16 protein-coding genes and 1 pseudogene are annotated in these 20,213 nt (G+C 64.0%); 8 read left to right on the top strand and 9 right to left on the bottom strand.

Features of this window, described 5'->3' with window-relative positions:
• Positions 1-534: 534 nt before the first annotated feature.
• Positions 535-1,602 (bottom strand): hypothetical protein, encoded by a 1,068-nt coding sequence (locus tag JMJ56_RS30060; protein WP_202835435.1) that lies wholly within the window; start codon positions 1,600-1,602, stop codon positions 535-537.
• A gap of 345 nt (positions 1,603-1,947) precedes the next feature.
• Here JMJ56_RS30060 and JMJ56_RS30055 point away from each other — a divergent pair.
• Positions 1,948-3,014, top strand: a protein-coding gene (locus JMJ56_RS30055) for an IS630 family transposase (protein WP_202835434.1) whose coding sequence is annotated in 2 segments (ribosomal slippage) — positions 1,948-2,436 and positions 2,439-3,014 — 1,065 coding nt in all. Because the reading frame shifts where the segments join, the coding sequence is not laid out codon by codon here.
• A gap of 175 nt (positions 3,015-3,189) precedes the next feature.
• Here the strand turns inward: JMJ56_RS30055 and JMJ56_RS30050 are convergent.
• The 3 genes from JMJ56_RS30050 to JMJ56_RS30040 form a co-directional block, all read right to left on the bottom strand.
• Positions 3,190-3,624, bottom strand: a complete 435-nt coding sequence (locus JMJ56_RS30050; RefSeq protein ID WP_202835433.1) for a BLUF domain-containing protein — start codon at positions 3,622-3,624, stop codon at positions 3,190-3,192.
• 13 nt (positions 3,625-3,637) lie between these two features.
• Positions 3,638-5,311: a putative bifunctional diguanylate cyclase/phosphodiesterase gene (locus tag JMJ56_RS30045; RefSeq protein WP_202835432.1), complete on the bottom strand. Its 1,674-nt coding sequence runs from the start codon at positions 5,309-5,311 to the stop codon at positions 3,638-3,640.
• Positions 5,312-6,149: 838 nt separating this feature from the next.
• Positions 6,150-6,458, bottom strand: a complete 309-nt coding sequence (locus tag JMJ56_RS30040; protein ID WP_202835431.1) for a hypothetical protein — start codon at positions 6,456-6,458, stop codon at positions 6,150-6,152.
• A 66-nt stretch (positions 6,459-6,524) separates the two neighbouring features.
• On the opposite strand from JMJ56_RS30040, the gene JMJ56_RS30035 reads away from it, so the two are divergent.
• Positions 6,525-9,641 carry an endonuclease/exonuclease/phosphatase family protein gene (locus JMJ56_RS30035; protein ID WP_202835430.1) on the top strand — a complete coding sequence of 1,039 codons (3,117 nt, stop codon included), beginning with the start codon at positions 6,525-6,527 and terminating at the stop codon, positions 9,639-9,641.
• A 155-nt stretch (positions 9,642-9,796) separates the two neighbouring features.
• On the opposite strand, the gene JMJ56_RS30030 is transcribed toward JMJ56_RS30035, so the two are convergent.
• Both JMJ56_RS30030 and JMJ56_RS30025 read right to left on the bottom strand, forming a co-directional pair.
• Positions 9,797-11,986 carry a bifunctional metallophosphatase/5'-nucleotidase gene (locus JMJ56_RS30030; protein WP_202835429.1) on the bottom strand — a complete coding sequence of 730 codons (2,190 nt, stop codon included), beginning with the start codon at positions 11,984-11,986 and terminating at the stop codon, positions 9,797-9,799.
• A 373-nt stretch (positions 11,987-12,359) separates the two neighbouring features.
• Entirely contained in the window at positions 12,360-13,811 is a 1,452-nt protein-coding gene (locus JMJ56_RS30025; protein ID WP_202835428.1) for a choice-of-anchor I family protein, read from the bottom strand.
• Between the two features lie 519 nt (positions 13,812-14,330).
• Here JMJ56_RS30025 and JMJ56_RS34430 point away from each other — a divergent pair.
• Both JMJ56_RS34430 and JMJ56_RS30020 read left to right on the top strand, forming a co-directional pair.
• Positions 14,331-14,618: a hypothetical protein gene (locus JMJ56_RS34430; protein WP_236038858.1), complete on the top strand. Its 288-nt coding sequence runs from the start codon at positions 14,331-14,333 to the stop codon at positions 14,616-14,618.
• Entirely contained in the window at positions 14,612-15,154 is a 543-nt protein-coding gene (locus tag JMJ56_RS30020; protein WP_328702509.1) for an IS6 family transposase, read from the top strand. Before JMJ56_RS34430 ends, JMJ56_RS30020 begins: the two co-directional genes overlap by 7 nt.
• A 245-nt stretch (positions 15,155-15,399) precedes the next feature.
• On the opposite strand, the gene JMJ56_RS30015 is transcribed toward JMJ56_RS30020, so the two are convergent.
• Both JMJ56_RS30015 and JMJ56_RS30010 read right to left on the bottom strand, forming a co-directional pair.
• Positions 15,400-15,714 carry a transposase gene (locus JMJ56_RS30015; RefSeq protein WP_202835427.1) on the bottom strand — a complete coding sequence of 105 codons (315 nt, stop codon included), beginning with the start codon at positions 15,712-15,714 and terminating at the stop codon, positions 15,400-15,402.
• Positions 15,677-16,147, bottom strand: a complete 471-nt coding sequence (locus tag JMJ56_RS30010; protein ID WP_202835426.1) for a transposase — start codon at positions 16,145-16,147, stop codon at positions 15,677-15,679. Before JMJ56_RS30010 ends, JMJ56_RS30015 begins: the two co-directional genes overlap by 38 nt.
• 263 nt (positions 16,148-16,410) lie before the next feature.
• Between JMJ56_RS30010 and JMJ56_RS30005 the strand changes: the two genes are divergently transcribed.
• The 4 genes from JMJ56_RS30005 (at position 16,411) to JMJ56_RS29990 (ending at position 20,078) form a co-directional block, all read left to right on the top strand.
• Complete coding sequence (locus JMJ56_RS30005; protein ID WP_202835425.1) at positions 16,411-16,956, top strand: hypothetical protein; 546 nt, start codon at positions 16,411-16,413, stop codon at positions 16,954-16,956.
• 282 nt (positions 16,957-17,238) lie between these two features.
• Positions 17,239-17,931, top strand: coding sequence for a ParA family protein (locus JMJ56_RS30000; RefSeq protein WP_236038856.1), 693 nt, complete (start codon positions 17,239-17,241; stop codon positions 17,929-17,931).
• Between the two features lie 101 nt (positions 17,932-18,032).
• Complete coding sequence (locus JMJ56_RS29995) at positions 18,033-18,653, top strand: hypothetical protein (RefSeq protein WP_236038853.1); 621 nt, start codon at positions 18,033-18,035, stop codon at positions 18,651-18,653.
• 426 nt (positions 18,654-19,079) lie between these two features.
• Positions 19,080-20,078: a replication protein RepA gene (locus JMJ56_RS29990; protein WP_202835423.1), complete on the top strand. Its 999-nt coding sequence runs from the start codon at positions 19,080-19,082 to the stop codon at positions 20,076-20,078.
• Here the strand turns inward: JMJ56_RS29990 and JMJ56_RS35775 are convergent.
• A pseudogene (locus JMJ56_RS35775) lies at positions 20,035-20,136 on the bottom strand (IS481 family transposase); the annotation flags it as partial. The gene JMJ56_RS29990 and the pseudogene JMJ56_RS35775 sit on opposite strands and share 44 nt — an antisense overlap.
• Between the last annotated feature and the right edge of the window lie 77 nt (positions 20,137-20,213).

The following is a 20,213-nucleotide window of genomic DNA, read 5'->3' as shown; positions in this document are numbered from 1 at the left end:
GCGCCTTGGACATCCGCATCGCCCCTCGTGCCAGGGCGTAACTGAATCACCGCCGCGCAGCCCGCGGGACCACAAGCAATTCAGTCAGCCAGGAAACCGCTCTAGGTGTCTTGAACAGCGCCATACGACGCTCAGAGATAGGCTGACCGAGCAGTTTGGTTTGTAAGCACAACGGATTATTGAGGGGAGGTGATCGCTTCTCCACAAGATGTGATTGCCAGCGAGGCGGAATCCGCGGCGATCTTCCCGGTTTGGTCCTGCTGCGGCCAAACTCGGCCGCCCATGACGCTATGGAAACCGGTCAGGCTACTTGCCAGGATCGTTATTCGGCGTCTTCGGGCTATCTAACGAGCCATGTCTGCCAAGACCGCGGCGCCCAGGAGCGGTTCGAAAATGGGTTCAGTGCAGGCCCTCGCGCAGGTCGCGGCCGACTATCCCGGGGCCGAGCCGCGCACAGCTCGCGTAAGGACCGCGCAGGTATCGCCAAACTTCCTCCGCCGGGGGCGGCATAGACCAGCGACGCCGCCTTCCCACTCATGGGTGGCTCCAGATGGACTTCCACAAGAAGGACAGAGTTCCATCCCAGTTCACTTCATCGATTTGAAGCGTCTGCCATGCGTAGCGCTCGAACTGCAGAAAAGCGATCGCGGCCCAAAGCGGCCAGCATTGTACCCGCCGCCATTCGTAATCCGCGACGATCCGCTCGGAGAGGGAAAAGATGAGGGGAAGTCCGACCAGCATCGCCACGCGGGTCGTATCAATTGTGACAGCCGAAAGCCCGATTGCCACCATGATCGCAGCCGCGTCTCTCCACCTCAGAAGCTCCCGCCAAGCAGCGAACAGCACTGCCGCCCAGAACCAGTTGAATGCCATCAGGACAAGCGTCACCGGCTTGAGCAGATTCAGCTTGATCCACATCTTCCAGTGAACGAGCACGAAGCTCCCCCGTGCGGAAACCTCGCCCTCCAAGTGGCTCATGTATAATTGGTGAAGCCCGAGGCCAGCAACTGCACCGACCACCAGGGCCGCCATGCGCATCCCATCGGGCTTCCGCAGGAGAATATGGAGACCCAAGACGGAAACACCGATCTCGCGGTGGGCAAGAACCAGCAGCAATGCCCAGATCCAAGCCACGACGGCTTGAGGCGCCAGCAAAAGAAGGACGTATAAAAGAACCAGAAGACTCGATGAGTTGCCGACATAGCCAGTTAAGACATACCAGACCGGAGAGAGGCTGATGATCAGGAACGCCGCACTGCGTGCGTCCGGATTGTCCCAACGTTGCCGGACGTACAGCAGCATGGCACCGGCTGCCAGCACCGTAGCCGCGAGGTAGAGCGCGATTATCTCAAATACCCGATGGAGCGACAACGCATGCCCGAGGAAGGGCCCCAGAATGGAGTTGTGCAGGTACTGATAATCGGGTTCGAGGGGAGCAAATGGGTTGATGTGGAGTGAATGGTTTGGCCGAAGCTCAACGAATTCCGGCCCGTAGAATAGGAAGAAAGCTGCAAGATACCCGGGCGCCATGCGGAACACGAGGTCGCGGTTGACCTGACCTTCCAGGAATGTCCTGCGGAATGCCTGTAACAGAGTGGTCATCCCTCATTTCTCCCAAGCCCGCAGTGCTCCACATGCAACAGTGCCACATGCAAGTTGTCTCCGTCAGTGCGCTGCGAGAGCTGGCGGTGCGATCGTGCGGCGGCCGAGGGAGCTTGCCGGTGAGGGCCATGCGCAGTGCGGCAACTGCATCGGGCAGGCGCATCTCTTGGGCCTCCACTCTGTCCCAAGCGGCTAGCACGGCCTCCGCAGCAGCGCGTAGCCCTTGCCGGGTCGGTGTATCGCGGGAGAGACCTCATACCCGGCGTCTGAAGATCTGACTCTTGGGGCTTGATCCGACGCGGGCGGGCGTGATTCATCGGCTGGCATGGCATCTGGAGATGGGCCATGCCGGCGCTGATGATCTGCGAAGACGTGCCGCCTGGTGAGTTGCGGCGATTGACGAAGGCGGAACGAGATCTGCGGGTGGCGCGACGCCTGCTGGCGATTGCGGCGGCCCTTGAGGGCCTGAGCCGCGAGGCGGCGGGCCGCATTGCCGGCATGGACCGGCAGGCGCTGCGGGACTGGGTTATCCGCTACAACCGGGGCGGGCCGGCCGGGCTGTCGGACCACTGGGGCGATGGTCGTCCCTGCCGGCTGACAGAGGACCAGCAGGCGACGCTGAAGGCGATCGTGCTGCAAGGACCGGATCCCGAGGTGGACGGCGTATCGGCTTGGCGGCTAATCGATCTCTGCCGGATTGTGCGGGAGCGCTTCGGCGTAACCTACAGCGAGGGCGGGATGGGCAAGCTGATGCGCAGCCTCGATCTGTCCTGGCAGACGCCGCGACCGCAGCATGCTGAGACTGACCGCGCCGCCCAGGAGCGGTTCAAAAAGGGGGCTTCGCGCAAGCCCTTGCGCAGGTCGCGGCCGACCACCCGGAGGCCGAGCGGATCGAGGTCTGGTTCCAAGATGAGGCCAGAGTAGGCCAGAAGGGTCGCATGGTCCGCCGCTGGTTCCAGCGTGGCATGCGGCTGAGGATGGTGAAGGACCAGCGCTACCGCTCGGCCTATATCCTCGGCGCGGTTTGCCCGGCGCGCGACACCGGCGCGGCGATCGTGCTGACCCATGTCTCGGTCGCGGCGATGACCCTGCTGCTCGAGGAGGTCGCCATGCAGTTGCCAGCCGGTACCCATGCGGTGATGCTGATCGACAACGCCGGATGGCACATCGCCAGCGATCTCCGCGTGCCGCCGAACATCAGCTTGGTCCACCTGCCACCCTACTCGCCTGAGCTGAACGCCATCGAGAAGGTCTGGCAGTACCTGCGGGACCGCTACCTGTCAGGTCGACTGTTCAGCGGCACCCGCGCCATTGTCGATGCCTGCTGCGAGGCCTGGAACAAGCTCATCACCGAAACCGGACGCATCCAATCATTGACCGACTTCGAGTGGGCTCGACAGGTCAATCCATAGTCAGCTCGGTATTACTTTTTAAGGCAGCAGCAAGGACCTTTTGGGGACTGAGGCCACGACATGCAAGGGCCGTCAGTTGCGTATCAGTCGGGATACGCTGCCCCGCTCCTGCACTTCAGTGCTGGGCAGCCGCAGCCAACGCATAATAACTTGTTTAATCACTCCAAAGCTGACGCTAGGCGGCACCTTCCTCTCGCAGCACCAAACCATGGAGAAGCTCAAAGAGCTGTGCCGCCGCACCGGTCCGCTCGACGCTGGCTTCATTGAGAGCATTGAAACTCATTCGTGTCTCTTCGGGCTTCCCGGCGAAAGCCATGGACCAGGTTGCGAAGCTACGCAGCGTAACCGGGGTCAGCTCCAGCACCGTGATGTCGCTGTGACGCTGATCACGCTGGATCCGCTCGAAGGTGGTCTCGACCGCGTCCAGCGGCCCTTCCAAAATTTGGGCGAAGCAGCGGCCGTTAAACAACAAGGCGCCAGTCACCTCGGCGACTGTGTTGTTCCGTCGTGATGCAGCGAGGATGCGTTGGACCTCTGCATCCTGCATCTCGAACGGCCCCACAACCATGTTTCGGCTGAAATAGGCAAGTCGATAAAAAGGCTCGCTCATGATGCGGTCCTTGTTACTGCCGGACCTCCGGAGATGTCATGGGAAACAGATTGGTCTGGCTGAGTTTGGCGATGGCTGCCGGTACTTGGCTGCTGGGCATTGGGTGCCCAAGCAGAAAGCCCTGAACGTGGGTGACCCCTTCGGCACGTATGCAGTCAAGCTGCTCCGTCGTTTCCACACCTTCGGCGGTCGTGAGTATGCCAAGGCTGGCGCTCAGCGCCGCAATGGCGCGCACAATGGCAGCATCATGGGTGCTGCTGGCAGCTCCGGCAATGAAGCTGCGGTCAATTTTAACGCGATCGAAGGGAAAGCTGCGCAACTGAGTCAAGGAGGAGTAGCCAGTCCCAAAATCATCCATAGCAATATGCACGCCCATCCGTCGCAAGGCGAGCAGGGATTTCTCTGCAGCACCCCCAGCTTGCAGAACGGCTGTCTCGGTTACTTCAATTTCCAGTCGCCGGGGGGGCAGACCCGAAGCCATCAGCGCTGCCGCCACGGTCGGTACCAAGCGGTCGCTTTCGAACTGGGGCGCAGTGACGTTGACCCCGACCGTAAGATTACCAGGCCAAGTCATCGCCTCCTGACAGGCGGCCTGTAGGATCCAATCCGTCACGGCTTGAAGCAGGCCGAGTTCCTCCAGCATGGGAACGAAGGCAGCGGGATTAATGATGCCGCGGCTGGGATGCCGCCAGCGCAGCAGTGCCTCGAACCCGATCAGCATGCCGGCGTCGAGATCCACCTGCGGCTGGTAGAACAGCTCGAACTGCCGGAGCATGAGGGCCTTTCGCAGATCCGCTTCCAGCTCACGCCGCGCTTGTGCCCGCTCCTGCAACTCTGGCCGGAAAAAGCAGTAACCGCTGCGGCCGTTAGCCTTCGCCTGGTATAGTGCGAGATCGGCCCGGATCATGAGCATGTCCAGATCGGCGGCATCAGCCGGCACCGAGGCGATGCCGACACTGGCGCCAATATTCACCAGATGTCCTTTGATGATGAAAGGCCGCTTGAGCAGATCGACGATTCGACCTGCGACTGCTGCCACCGTGCCCTCATCCGTTTGATCAGTCTGAACGATAGCGAATTCGTCTCCGCCGATCCTGGCGACAAGGTCGCCCGCGCGGACTGCAGACAGAAGTCGCTCAGCTACGGTGCGCAGCAGGGCGTCCCCAATGGGGTGGCCAAGCGTGTCGTTCACCGGCTTAAAGCGATCGAGGTCGACCAGCAACACGGTCGTGCTCCGGACCGTGGCGCCCAAACCTTGCAAGTCATGTGTCAGCCGGGTCTGTAAAGCGCTGCGATTGGGCAGATTTGTGAGCGGATCCAGCTGAACTGCCGCAGCTGCGGCATTTGCAGACTCATCATCAAGCAACAGCATCCAGACGCCGGGCGCCAGCAGCCGCACTCGCGCCGAAAGTGCAGGCCCTGTGCGTCGCGGGGGCGGCGACTGGATGTCCCTCCTGTACGGTTCCCCGATCGCGCTTGTGATGAGCTGCAACAAAGTTCGCCGAGCTTCAGGTTGCAGGGCAGGGGCGGCAGCGAGCAGGTCAACCAAACGCTGGGTGGAGCCAAGCTCGGCCGACTCCGGAGAACCCAGGAATCGGTCGAAGGCCGAGTTGCGCCAGAGGATGGCACCATCGTCACCGAAAATCACGGCACCTTGGGGCAGCTGGTCGAAGGCTGCTTCCAGCAAGCTCGTCGGTTCGCTACTCGGGAGGACTGACGAGCTGGCGGATACCACAGCGGAAGACCCTATTCTAGGACATTGCGTAATTGAGTTTTTCTACCACAGTTAGCATTGTACGGGCTTAATATACCAACAAGTTGATACTTGCTAGTGAGAGGGGCTTATCTCAAGGCACCGTGTGAGCGAAAGCGCCACGGGTGGCGCTTCGATATGGCGCGGTTGTTTATTGCCGAACGGTAAAATGCAGCTGGGTCGAACCCAGTCTCAAGGACGCCGAGCGCATCGTGGTTCGGGCATCAAGGACGTCATCAGCACGGCGCCTCAACTCGACTTTGGCCAATTCCAAGGGCTGAGGTGGCGGAGCGGGTGAGCGGCTTCTCAGCCATCGAGTTCCTGGCCGCCCTGCTCCGGCAGGGGATCACCTGCGTGACCCGGCTGCGGTTGGACGCTGCTCTCTACCGACTGGCTCCGCCGCGCCAACCCGGCACGATCGGGCGTCCCAGGACCAAGGGCGAGCGCCTGCCGACCCTGGCCGAGGTGCTGGTCAGCAAAGCCACCCGGTGGCAGCGCCTGACCGTGCCTGGCTGGTATGATGAGGGCGAGCGCCTTGTGGAGATCTGCTCGGATACCGCCATCTGGCGCCATGCCGGCCTGCCGGTCGTGCCGATCCGCTGGGTGCTGCTGCGCGATCCCTACCGGCGCTTCGATCCGCAGGCCCCGCTCTGTACCGACACGGCGCAGGAGCCGCTGCAGATCATCCGCTGGTTCGTCCAGCGCTGGCAGCTGGAAGTCACCTTCCGCGAGGTGCGGGGACCACCTTGGCGTCGAGACCAAACGGCAGTGGTCAGACAAGGCCATCGCCCGCACCACACCATGCCTGCTCGGCCTGTTCTCGATCGTCATCCTGCTGGCGTCGCGCCTCAACAGCCGTGCCCAGCTCCGGGTATCGGCCAACGCCTGGTACCACAAGCAGCGACCGACCTTCGCCGACAGCCTTGCCGCCGTACGGCGGGCAATCTGGAGCGAACAGGGTTTGGCCATATCCCAGCACTCCGGCGACGCCGCGAAACTCCCGCCAGCCCTCCGCGAAGGTATCGCACACGCCCTCTGCCATGCCGCCTGATTGGACAAAGTCGAGCTTAGGCAACGTCATGGCACGATCACGTGCCACCGCCACCCTGGACAGTATGAAGAACCGTAACTCTTCAGGGTGGGACACATGGCCTGGATTAACGAGATCCATTACGACAATGCTGGCACGGATGCCGGCGAATTCGTTGAGATTGCAGGCGCTGCCGGCACCGACCTCACTGGCTGGAGCCTCGTTCTTTACAATGGATCCAACGGCCAGGTTTACGACACCCGCACCTTGTCGGGGGTTATTCCTGACCAGCAGGACAGCTTCGGCACCATCGCCCTGACCTATCGGATCGATGGCATCCAGAATGGTGCCCCCGACGCGGTTGCCTTGGTGGATGCGGCCGGTTGCACTGTCCAGTTCCTTAGCTACGAAGGCAGGTTGACCGCGACCAATGGGCCGGCCAATGGCCTGACCAGCACCGACATCGACGTTGCCGAAACCAACTCCACCCTGGTTGACCAGTCCCTCCAACTCACGGGGACCGGTCGCGCCTATCCCGATTTCAGCTGGGCCGCACCGAGCGACGACACGCCGGCCGCGCCCAACACCGGGCAGAGCTTCAGCGCCTCCGGTGGCGAAGGCCCGGAGAATCCCGCACCGCCCGCCTTGACCGAGATCCCCGCTATTCAAGGCACCGGGCAGCGTTCGGCCTTCGACAGCCAGGTGGTCACCACCCGTGGCATCGTCACAGCCATCGACACCAATGGCAGCCGCGGCTTCTACCTCCAATCGCCGACTGGCGACGGCGATCCCGCCACCTCCGACGCCATCTTCGTGTTCACCAACGCGGCGCCAGCTGTGCAAGTGGGTCAGCTGGTCGAGGTCACCGGGACGGTCGACGAGTTCCTCCCTTCCGGCGCTGCGGCCGGAAGCCTGCCGACCACCGAAATTATGGCAACGGGAACCGGCGCCTATACTGTGGTGGATGCCGCGCCCGAAGCGGGCGTCACGCCGACCGCGATCGGCGGCGCCAACAGTCGGCTGCCGCCAACCGAGGACCTGACCGCCGGCGCAAACTTCTTCGAAAGCCTGGAGGGCATGCTCGTCACCCTCGCGGCCCCGACCGCGGTCGCACCGACGAACGGCTTCGGCGAGATTTATACCGCCGTCGCCGGTTCGGACGGCCAGCCTTACGGGACCGGCTTCTCCGCCCGCGGCACGCTCAACGTCGATGGCGGCACGCCGAGCTTCGGCGCCACGAACACGGTCGGTGGCGATTTCAACCCCGAACGGCTTCAGCTTGACCCGGATACCGGCGTCCTGCCCGGCTTCAACGCCCCAGCCGTCGATGTTGGGGCCCGGATCTCGGACGTGACCGGCATCGTCAACTACGACTTCGGTCAGTACCAAGTGGTGCCGACCCAAGCTTTCACGGTAACGGCACCGAGCACCCTGCAGCGCGAGACCACCGCGCTCACCGGTAGCGCCGGACGCCTGACCGTGGCGACCTACAATGCCGAGAACCTCGATCCCGGTGATGGCGCCGCCCGCTTCGGCACGATTGCGGCCGAGATCCTGACCAATCTCGGCACGCCGTACATCGTCGCGCTGCAGGAAATCCAGGATAATGACGGGCCGACCAATTCGGATGTCACGTCCGCGTCGCAGACGCTGGGTCAGCTCGTGCAAGCGCTGAACGCCGCCGCGCCGGTCGGGGTCGAGTATGCCTTCGCCGACAACCCCTTCGTCAACGACGACGCGGTGGGCGGCGAGCCAGGCGGCAACATCCGCAACGCTTTCCTGTACCGCACGGATCGCGTCGGCTTGGTCGACGCCTCGCTTCGGACCGTGGCAGCCGACGGCACCGCGATCACCGAGCCCGGCGGCTATCTCGACCAGGCGGCCAATCCGAACAATCCGTTCTACGAGTCGCGGGTGCCGCTCGCGGCGGATTTCACCTTCCAGGGCGAGACGCTCACCGTCCTTAGCAACCACTTCACCTCGAAGGGCGGCAGCGCCGCGCTGCTGAATGAGCAGCAGCCACCCTTCAATGGTGGCGAGGTGCAGCGGGCGGCGCAGGCCCAGGCCGTGAACAGCTTCGTCGACGGCCTGCTCGCCGCGCATGGCGATGCCAAGGTGGTCGTCGCCGGCGACCTCAACGAGTTCGAGTTCGAGGAGCCGCTCGACATCCTCGAAGGCCTCGCCCGGATCGAGAATTACGACGTTCCCGGCGACGACCCGATCGCCGCCACGGCGACCCTCGTTCCGGTTGGCCAGCGCGTGCTGTTCGACCAAGTCGAGACGCTGCCGGCTGACGAGCGCTACGGCTACTTGTTCGAGGGCAACTCCCAGGCCCTGGACCATATCTTGGTCAGTGCCGCGCTGCGGCCGGTGGCGGAGTACGACACCGTCCACATCAACTCTGAATTTGCCACCCAGACCAGCGACCATGATCCCTCGGTGCTGCGGCTGACGTTCGGCGGCAATGCCGGCACGCCGGGTGGCACGGCAGGGAACGACACCCTGCGTGGAACTGACCGCGACGACCGGCTGGACGGCGCCGGCGGGGATGATGCGCTCAACGGCCTCGGCGGCAACGATGTTCTGCTCGGTGGCCCCGGCAACGACACGCTCCGGGGCGCTGCGGGCAACGATACGCTGGACGGTGGCGACGGCAATGACACCGCCGACTATGGGCTAGCCACCCAGCCGGTGGTGATCGATCTCGCCGCGGCGCGGGCCAACCAGGACGGGCAAGGCGGCCAGGACCGGCTGCTCAGCATCGAGAACGTGGTCGGCGGCCCGGGCAACGACACGATCCGTGGTGATGGGGCTGCGAACCGCCTGGTCGGGGGCGCCGGCAACGACGCCATCAACGGCCTGGGCGGCAACGACTCGATCAACGGTGGCGAGGGGCGTGACATCCTGCGCGGCGGCGCCGGGCAGGATAACGCCGCCGGCGGCGTGGGCAACGACACATTCACGATCTTTGCGGCCGACCTCGCAGACGGCACGACCGACACCATCCTGGATTTCGAGGGCGCCGGTCGGCCTTACGCGTCCACCGGCACCGATATCCTGCGCCTCGAAGGCTTCGATGACAGTGCGAGGCTCACGGTGGCATCGGCCTCGCCCGATGGCAGCCGGTATCTCTACAACATCGTCGACGATACTGGGACCGTCGGGCGCTTCTTCCTGGTCTCGCAGACTGGGGCACCCCTGAGCGAGGCTGCCAGCGACTACCTCTTCGCCTGAGACCAGATAGGTCGATGCACGGCGGGTAGAAAGCCCGCCGTGCCGTGAGGCCCGTACCACAGCCTGGGCCTTGGCGCTCAGGATGCGGCTCCGGCAGCAGGGATCGCCGGCCGCGCCTGGATCTCAGGATCCGAGCGCGGCCGCTGGTCTCCGGCTCAGAGGTACCAGAAGCCCGTCGCCTCGTAGTTCGCAGTCACTTGGGCCGCGAGGGCATTCCAGTCCTGCGGCTCGGACGGGTCGATGGCGCCGAGGCCCACGCCGTCGAGGTACCAGAAGCCGGTCGCCTCGAAATTCGCCAGGACCTGCGCGGCGAGCGCGTTCCAGTCGACCGGCTCCTCGCCGCCGGCCGCGCCTTCGAGCACGGTATCGCCACGGACAGACAGGTTCTGCACCCGCTCATCCTGCTCGGCCGGCACCTCCGCCATGTCGAACGCCGTCTCCGGCGTCCCATGTTCGGCGGCGAGGTAGTCCGCCAGCGCCTGCTGCTCCCGTCCCTCGGCGGCGAAGGAGCTGTCATCGCCTTGATAAAGGTCCACCCGATCCGTGGCGAACTCGTCGAAGGCATAGCCATCGCCGCCCTCGGCCAGGAAGTTGAGCGTCACGACCCGGAACTCGCGTGCGGCGTCGACCGCGACCTCGCCGTCGCGCACCAGCACCTCGGTCGGCACCCCCGCCTCATCCACCAGGGCGAGGCTCTGCACGCGCTCTCCCGCCGGCAATGTCGGGTCGAAGGAGAACTCGATGCCGGCTACCTGCGGGAAGGACCCCGGGGTGGTGCCGGGCGCAACGCTGGCGACGGCGCTTTCAATCACCGCCTTCAGCCCCTCCGCGGTCACCGTGACCAGCGAGAGCCCGTTGTTGAAGCGCAGAGCATTCTCGATATCGAGTTGGCTGATGCCGCCTTCCGGCTTGTCCGCATCGGGATTGGCCTGCGGCGGCAGCGGCTCGGGCGTGGCGCCCGTTCCGTAGGTCCCGATCTCGGCGCGGATGCCGCCGCCGTTCTTGATGCTGATGACGGTGGTCGGGTCCACTTCGCGCGCCGCGGCGAGGCTGGCGTCACCCGTCAGGTCACCAAGATTGGTTTCCTGCGCGCGCACGGCGGTGCGGCGGCCTTCTAGATAGACATCGGTGAAGCCGAAGACCTCGCCATCCTTGGCATCGATGACCTGATCGACCGCATCCGTGAGGCCGCGCACGATGGCACCACGGCTGCCATCGGCATAAGGATCCTCATTGCCCCAGAGCTCGGCAACGGTCTCGTCGGTCGTCGCATAGAGGCGGCTCTCGGCGGTATCCGTCTCGGCGGGGATGACGACCCCGTTCTCGTCGAAGCCCACGACCAGGCGGCCGACATAGCTGTACTCGCTGGAGGTGTTGACGACGGCGACCGGGTTGCCGTCGGCGCCGGTCTGGATCACCGGGTAGCCCTCGGCAGGCGCATCGCCGGAGCGGAGCGGTGTGCCGTCATCGGCGAAGACCGCGTGGCTGCCGCCGGCGACGATGACGTCCACGCCGGACAGGTTGGTGGCGAGGTCGAGTTCGAGTTGATACTGCTGCAGGTGGCTGAGCAGCACCACCTTGTCCATCCCCTGCGCCGTCATTTGGTCGACATAGGGCTGGAGTATCGTCGCCAACTCGTCCGTGTTGTCCAGGGCGCCGTCGCCATTCGGATCCAGCACCTCGACGCCGCCGACGGAGGAGATTGAGGCGAGGAGCTGGGTCGTGACGCCAAGGATACCGATCGTCTCGCCATTCTCCTCGATCGTCGTCCAGGGGGCGACGCGCGGCGCCTCGGCTGCGGCCTCGGGTGCCGCGATGTCGGCAGCGGTGGCCGCGTAGCTGGCTGCGTCGCGCAACTCGGTCGTATAAAGGCGGCCGAGTGCGGCATCGCCGGAGAAGTCGAGGTTGGCGGACAGGTAGGGGAAGAGCGGGCCAGGCGCGGTGATGCCGTCCTCGTCTGCGGCGAAGTCGATCGCATTCGCCAGCACCGTCGTGCCAAGATCGAATTCATGGTTGCCGAAGACGCTGGCCTGCACGCCGATCGCGCTCAGCACTGCCATGTCGACGCGGCCGAGATCCTGGGTGAGGCTAGAGAGTTGCTCGACGGGGACGTCCAGCAAGGCTGCATAGGCTTCGCGCAGAGGTTCGGCCAGGCTCGCATCGCCCTCCGCGTTGAGAAAGGGCGAGGGAATGAAATTATCGCCGGAAGACAGGGTGATGCTGTTCGGCGCCGTATCCTCGAGCTTGTCGACGATTGCCGCGAATTGCGGAGCCCGATCAGGGGCGGCAAGCCCTGCCTCGAAATCCGATGCGTGCAGGATCTGCAACGTATAGGTGGCGGCCATTGGCGTGTTGTCCCGATACCGAAAATTCTGCGGCGCTGAATCGCGCAAGACAGCGCTTAGGCGAAGCGGCCATGTCGGTCCGGCACATTTCCGTGACGTTAGAATGCATTAATGAAAGACCGCCGGGGATGAATGCTGCGGCGGCTAACTCGCGCATGGCGTCGAGAAGGCCACCAGACGCTTGAACACCACTCTGGTGGATCTCGCATTATACGAGGCGGAGTGGCGAGAATGATCTGCTCGCTCGTCCTCGCTGCTCAACATCCGCCGGCCTTGCCGGCGGATGACGCTGCCAGGTGCGATGCTGCGGCGCCTCACGGCCGAGGTCCGCTGCGCCCGGCTGGCGGGAGGCCGGCTTCCGCGTCTCAGCCCGTCAGAACAGGTCGAGCTCTGAAGCCCGCAAGCTCGCGCAGTGCAGCGTCTCATCGTCGCCGAAGCTCAAGGAATAGGCGCGCGATGTGCCGGAAACCTCGTTGGCGACATACAGCGTCGCCTTTCCCCGCCCGGGCTCGTCCACCACGGTGAAGACCTCCGGACCAACATCGCCCGGTGTGGCGATCAGGCCGGCGAAGCTCGCCTTGCGCGGACCATCGACGTGGAAAGCCATGATCGAATTTGAGCGCTCCAGGCCGACAAAGGCGTACACCTCGCCGTCCAGCGTGGCGACCGCCACATGCTCAGGCTCCGGGCCCTTGTTGTCGGACCGCGTATCGTCGAGCAGCGATGGGGCGGTCTGCAGCAAGGTGCGCTCGATCAGGTCACCCGAATCGAAGGTGAGCTTGAGGCCGTTCTTCTGGACCTCCCAGATGCTGAAGCTCCGCCCGCCCAGCGTATAGAGTGCGTCGTAGTCGCCGTCGCCGTCGACATCGCCCTCGGTCGTTAGCACGTCCAGCCGACCGAGATTGGCGTTCTCCTGCAGGGTTGCCGCGTCAGGGAAGGCCTTCGGGTCGAGCGTGAGCGTGTTGATTCGCGCAACGTCCATGTAGTCGCCGTATTCCCGTGCATCGCCCTCGTTCGCCGTGACGAGGTAGGTCTTGCCGTTGCGGTCGAAGGTGGCGATGCCGTCGGGCATGTAGAGGCCCTGGACCGGCCACGGCTTGATGTTGCCGAGGCTGTCGTCGCGGTCCGAAGCGTCGAGCCCGGCGGTCTTGCGCGAGAAATCCTTCGCGCCGAGCGCGAAGACATCGGTGAAGACCGGTCCGCCTTTCGCCGCAAGGTCCAGCACGCCGACTGCATTGTTCTCCTGCAAGGTGGCATAGGCCTTCCGGCCATCGGCCGAGAGCGCGATGTACTCCGGCTCCAGGTCGGTCGCGGCGAGCGTTCCGGTCGGCCCGGTGATGCGCACGCCGGCCTCGCGCAGCGTGTCGGTGTCGAAGGCGTCGAAGCTGGCGAAGCTGCTCTTGCCCGTGGCCGTGTCGATGATCTGGGCGCCGCCGGCCGGATCGCTGGCGTAGTCGTCGGTCGGCTCGCCCTCCACCGCGACCAGCAGGTGGCGGCCATCGGGCGTGAAGGTTACCATATCCGGCGTGGCGCCGCTCTCGATGGCGCGGGCGGAGGTCACGCTCCCCGCCGCGTTCAGCGTATAGAGACCGACCCACCCATTGCTGCCGGGCTCCGCGCCGCTGAAGGCGACGGCGACGAGGTTGCCCTTCACCGCCACGCTGTTGCCGCCGCCAAGGTCGCCCGGATCGAGCGCATCGCCCGGAATGGCGGCCAGGGAGGTCGCGGTCAGGCCGCCCAGCCAAGTTCCGTCATCGCTGTCGAGGATATCGACGCCGTCATTGCCGAGGATGAGCGTCCGGTCGCGCAGCGGATCATGGACCACGACCTCCGACCCGGAGGAAACCGATCGCGGGTCAGTTGACGGATCGTCCGCCGTTCCGAGGTGCCGAAAGGACCACACAGAGGTTCCACTGATCTGCGCGACCGACTTCATCATCCCAGCCCCCAAGTTGTACCAGCTTGGATGCAGCTAGGACGAGCAGAACAAGCCGTCCGGCATGGTTATGTGACATTTCAGACACGATTTAGAGAGGCCAGGCCCGGATGTTGACGCCGTCTTTTCGCCATGAAATTCGCCATCAAAAATGTGCGCGGCGCCAACCGCTGTTAAGGAGCTGCTTACCGTCACCCGCGCCATGCTGCCACATACGCGCTCGGCACGCTCCGAGCGTATCCTCAACATCTCCTCGATCAGCGGTGTCGGGGCGCAGCCAGGTTCGGCTTCTACAGCGTGACCAAACTTGCGGTCGAGCGGGTTTTGTCAGGTCTCGCGCCAGGCGACCTGTTTGGCTGACTGGAGTACGGCGGGTAGATTCCGGGACCAGCGGGGTGGGAACTGGGGATGGACTGTGTGGCTTGCGGCTCCGCCGCAGTGACGGAGCGGCCGGAGCGCACCGCCCGGGACTACCGCCGGTTTCGCTGTCGGGAGTGCGGCGGGGGGTACAATGAGCGCAGCGGCGGGTTGCTGAACCACACCCAATACCCCTCGGAAGTGATTGCGCTGGTGGCGCTCTGGCGCCTGCGCTACCGCCTGACCCTGCGCGATCTGGCCGAGATGTTCCGCCTCCGCGGCATTGCCCAAGCCACGAGGCGGTCCGCGACTGGGAAGCGAAGCTCGCACCGGTGCTGAGCGGCGAACTCCGGCGGCGGCATGGCAGGGGCGGCGCCCGCGGTCGCCGATGGCACGTGGATGAGGCGTACCTGAAGGTGCGCGGCCGCTGGGCTTATCTGTACCGGGCAATCGACCGCGACGGCCATCTGGTCGCCACCATGCTCAGCGAGCACCGCGACATGGCCGCGACCCAAGCTTTCTTTCGCTCGGCGACGGCCGCTACGGGCGTGACACCCGATCAGGTCACCACCGACGGGCATGGCTCCTACCCGCAGGCGTTTCGTACGGTGATGGGTCGGCGGGTTGTGCACCGGACAAGCGCCTACAAGAATAACCAATTGGAGCAGGGCCACCGCGGCGTGAAAGGCCGCATTCGATGTATGCGTGGGTTCAAGAGCTTCGGTTCAGCCGAGCGGTTCTGTCGAAGCCACGATGAGCTCCGCAACTTCCTCCGCCTCCGCATCTGCCACAACCAGCACGTTCCCGCCAACCGCCGCCGCCCGCTTCACCTCCGTCGTGCCACGGCCGTGCTTGCCATCCTCGAGGCAGCGTAGACAAAGGTCGTCGTCCAACTCGAAACGGCAGCTTTGGCGCGAGCTTTGACAGAACCCGTCAGCTTACCCCAACCCGCCACACCACACGACTCATGCAACAGGGTGGCACCATCGGCTACCTCCGGCCAGAGACACGAGCGGCGAGGCGCTCGAAGCGGTAAGCATAGTCAACGATCGCCCGCTCCACCGGGTCCCAACAATGCTTCGCCACCAAACAGCTAAGACGCTGTCGGCGAATAAACCCCTTATTGCACCTGGGTTTTGGCGACGATCCGCCGCGAGATGATGGAGATCATCGCAATCCAGACGTGCCCGGCAAAGAGGTCGGCGGCGCGGTCGTAGACGATGTTGAGGCGCCGGTAGCGGCTGAGCCAGGCGAACAGCCGCTCCACAACCCACCTGATGCCGTTCGGCAGGAAGCGCCCGTCCCGTGTTCCGTCAGGCGAGATGGAGACATGGATGTCGTACTCGAGCGCTGCCATGGCGAAAGGCGCGCCCTTGAAGCCGCTGTCGCCAAGAAGGTCACCTTCGAAGCCGAGCGCGGCCAGCCGCGGCAGCATCCGGCAGAACGCCGGCGCGGTCGTCGGTGTTGGCCGGCTGCAGTTCGAGATCGAGCAGCGAGCCATGCTTGTCGCAGACCGCGAACAGCTTCACGCCCTTGACCAGCTTGCCGCCATCAATGCCGCGTACCCAGGCGGTCGGGGCTGAACGGAGCGAACGGCTGTCGGCCACCACCGCCGAGGGCAGCACCGCGTCGCCACAGGCCAGCCGCCAATCGAACGCGAGGCGTTGGCCCAGCCGTCGCCAAAGGCCCAGGCGGGTCCAGCGCGCGAAGCTGCTGTGCAGGGTGGTGAAGGGAACACCCGAGAGCCAGCCGGCGACGCGCCACTGCAGGCCGCCGAACGTCAGGGTCCAAATGAGCCCAATCAGCCGCCGCAGCGTGAGATCCGGCTTTCGGCCGCGGCGGTGCACGCCGATCCGCTCGTGATCCATAGCCTCCAACTCAGCCTCGACTGCGAAGACGAAGACCTCGATGTCGGCCAGGGCGTTCCAGCCGCCACCACGGATGGGTCGGGGGACACGGCGGTCGGAAGGTGGAGGCAGGTCGGCATTGCTGCGTAGGCTGGTACGAGACATCGGCCCAACATGGTGAGGCTTGGCCGGCGCACAGCCCAACGTGTCGAAACCGACCTGAAGGACCAGGATTATTTTGCGTTCAGACTCTTAGACCCGATCTGGAGGTCGCCGATGTCTTTGTGATCAAGACGCCCTACTCCCGGAAAGTCATCGCCGCGTTGCGGGCGGTGCCCTGGGCCCGGTGGGACGCTGCGCCGAAGGCTTGGCGCGTGCCGTTCCACTCCGCCGAGGAATTGCGTCGGCGCTGGTCCACCATCGAGGATGCGGCCCGCCTGGCCGAGCCCGAGGGGCGACGGAAGCGGGAGGAAAGCCGCAGGGCCTCGCCTGAGCATGCCGACCGACGAGCCGCGGCCGCAGAGCGGCGTCGTAGACGGTACCCCGTACCGGCGGATGCCCCGCCGCCGCTCGCCCAGGTGCTAATGACCCATGCCGGGTGCTTGATGTTCGAGACCACAACCGGCGAGATCGCCGAACCGGCGGTTGCCGAGCGCTTCTATCCCAATATCGCAACCGGATCCGGCAGCCTGATCTGGGCCATCTGGCGCACGCCAAGCCATGCCGAGCTGATCCAGGCTTGGCCCCCGCATGGACGCCGCCCAACCCGGCCGACCTGGCGCGCGCTGGTGGCCGCCGCCGATCGAGGTGCTGCGGGAGGAGCGCCATAGGGCTGCGTCCCTCGAGCGCGCAAGGGCAACGCGTCGCGGCAAGACGCGGTGAACGTCGCCTGACAACCAGCAGATTCTTCCGAGCAATCGCTTGTCTCCGGTTCTCTACACTCGAAGGCAGACTGCGTTTTCCCTTGTAAAACTGGTTGCGCAATTGGACCCGGCATTTTGCCTAGCTGCATGCATGACGGCGGCGCAATCCGTTTTCCCTTGTAAAACTGCGCTTGTGAGGTCGAGCTGGTCACTGCATTTTCGGACGGGGGTCTTTCAAAGGGGGTACTCATGCGCATGAAGGCAGCTACAGGCGGCCGGGTGCTGCTCATCGCCAGTCCTAAAGGCGGGGTAGGAAAGAGTAGTATGTGCCGCAACATTCTTGTGGCCGCCGCGATTGCAGGTGCGCGGGTGCAAGGGGTCGATCTAGACGCGCAACAGACTCTAGTTAAATGGCACCAGCGCCGGGAACTTGTGCGGAAGACCTATCCCGAGACGCCGGAAGTACCGGTCGTTGGTCTTGCGCTTTCGGATTGGCGAGCAGCTCTGCGCGAAGCACCCCGGTTCGACCTGACCGTCATCGACACACCACCCAGCATTGAAGTGCAGTATGGGGCTGCGGTTGCGCTATGTCAGGCCGCGCATCACGTCTTGGTCCCGACTGGCGCGACGCAAGACGATGTCGATAGCGTAACACCTTGGATGCGCACACTGACCGAGGCTGGGGTCTCAGCAAGCTTCGTGCTCAACAAGGCAAACCGTCGGGTCAAAAGCTACGAGGCTGTACGCACCAAGCTCCTCAAAGCCGGCGCGCTTTGTCCGGTGGAGATCCCGATGCTCGAGGACATCCACGTCAGCGCCGGGAAGGGGCTTGCCGTCCTCGATCTTTCCAACAAAAAGACCAATGAGACCTTTGAAGCGCTGTGGGCGTATGTTTCGCGCGCCGCCGGTATGAAAGTCTCCGTCGAGGCACCCGCCGCATGAAAACTGCTCGCGCTCGAGGCCTTTCCCGCCGGGCTATGCTTCAGGTTGATACGGATGCCGACCTGTCAGCGGTGAGCCTGTCCGACAAGCGGCAGACTGAGATGGCCCCGCTCGTCCATGTTGATGAAGCGCTCCTCGCAACATTGCAGGACATCTTTGCCGGCACCGGCCTGATGAGTGACCAGCGCAAAGTCCGTGCGGTGATCACCCTTCGCGGTCAAGTCGACGTCGCGTGGCAGCAAACCCGTGACGCCTTCCTCGAAATCGGTAGGGCGCTAAACGAAGTAGACGCAGTATTGGACGAAGCGGAGCAAGAGAGCCTCAAACGGGGCTTTCGCAAGCTTTTTCCGTTTTCTGAAACGGTAGCGAGCCAGTTTCGGGTGATCGCTCGCGCCGTCGATGCAGGCCATATCACCAAGGAGGTGCTGCCTGGTAGTTACGGGACCGCCTATCAGATGGCGCTGCTAAACAGTGAGCAACGTCGGCTTGCGGCAAAGGAAGGTTTGATTCGGCCTACCGTCAGCCGCAACGCGTTGATCGAGTTCCGCAAGCTGCATGATGGTGTGGTACCACGGACGGCCCGGGGACCAGACCCAGCCAAAATGCGAGCGGAGCTAGGACGTCTTGAGCGGTCAGAGGTGAAGCTTACACGAGCATTGGATAGCGTCCGCAAGCGGATCCGTGAGATTCGCGAGTTGTTGGCTTTGAAGGATGAGGATTGACCAAGCGTTCAGGCCGCTGGATCACGGACGACGCCCCCGGTTTCGCCGGTCCACGTAGTCCGATCCGTTCCACGCCAGCGCTGCCTGTCGCTCTCGCGGGCGCCACGCTGCGGGGTACTGACAGTCGCAGGTGCAAGGCAACAGCAGCACTGCGGGCGGGAAGATCGTCCGGGCTCGATTCTCGGCAGGTGGGGCAATCACTCACCGCCGCCAGATCCACAGGTCGCGGATGGGCCCCGGGGCAAATACTCACCCAATCGGGGCAATGGCTCACCGAATCGTCGTTATCCACAGGGCATCCGCTCACCTCTTCAACTAGATTCAAGTTCTACTACTTTCAACTAGTCAGGTGAGTGATTGCCCCGTTGACCTGGCCCGGTCGCGTCGTCTTCCTGGTCAACAATGGCGATGCGAAAGACCGAGTCCATGAGCGATGACGAGGAGCCTGACTACGGCGTCCGGCGCCTTGTACTCGTGCACGGCCGGGATCAAGCCAGGCAGATGGTGGAACCGGAGCGAAAGAAGCTTGTGGACATCGCTGCCGAAGTCATGGGCGATGACGCCGGCAAGATAGGCATCACTTACACTGGCTTTTGCCTTACCGCCCTCCCGCACAAGCGTCTGCCCGACGATGAGGTTTGGAAAAAGGTTGGCCATCGGGTGACCCTACTGGTGCAGCCAGGGCACATGAAAATCGGTCGCGCGCAGCCTCGCTTGTTTGGCGTCCCCTACGGTGCCCGCGCCCGCATGATCCTCCTCTATCTGCAGACAGAAGCCGTTCGAACAGGCGGACGAGAAATCGAGCTTGGTCGGTCTATGCGCGATTGGCTCGGTCGAATGGGCATGACGCACGGGGGCACGACCGGAAAGATCTTGCGAGAGCAGGCCACCCGTATCGCTGCATGCTCCCTTCGCTTTTTTTGGGAAGGTGAAGACAGCAGCGGGTTTGATAAGGGCGGGTTTGTTCGCTCTGGTCTCCGGTTTCATCTGAATGGAGATGGAGTGCAGGATGATCTTTGGCAGGACCGTGTCGTCTTGGACGAGGTCTTCTACGAAGCTCTCCAGAAGCATCCGGTCCCGCTTAGAGAAGCGGCTTTGAGGCAGCTTTCGGATCGCTCGACAAGCCTCGATCTCTACATCTGGCTGGCCTATCGGCTGCAGTCCCTCTCGAAGCCTACCCCCATCCGGTGGGCTGCCCTGCGTGAGCAGTTCGGGAGCGGCTACGCCAAAATTGGCGCCTTCAAGCGCGACTTCGTTAAGGCCCTTGCACCGGCCATTGCCGCTTATCCTGAGGCCAACGTGCGCCTAGCAGATGAGGGGGTCGTGCTGCATCCCTCGCCACCGCCGGTCGCAAAGCGCATCGTTGCCATCCCAACCCTATCTAGATGTTTGGTCCCGGGATTTGGTGGTGCGGGTCATGGATGAACCTGGATGGCTCTTCTGTCCAGGCTTTGCAGATGGCTTCGTAGGGAGTGAGGCCGCGTTGCTCTGTCGCGAGCCTATCCGGGCAGGATAAGGCCTGAAGCCCCAGTTGGGGATCATGGACAATGAACTGCTCCG

The organism is Belnapia arida (assembly GCF_016773205.1).
GTDB lineage: Bacteria > Pseudomonadota > Alphaproteobacteria > Acetobacterales > Acetobacteraceae > Belnapia > Belnapia arida.
Note: the sequence above shows the minus strand (reverse complement) of the source record. Positions and strands in the feature narration are given on the sequence as shown.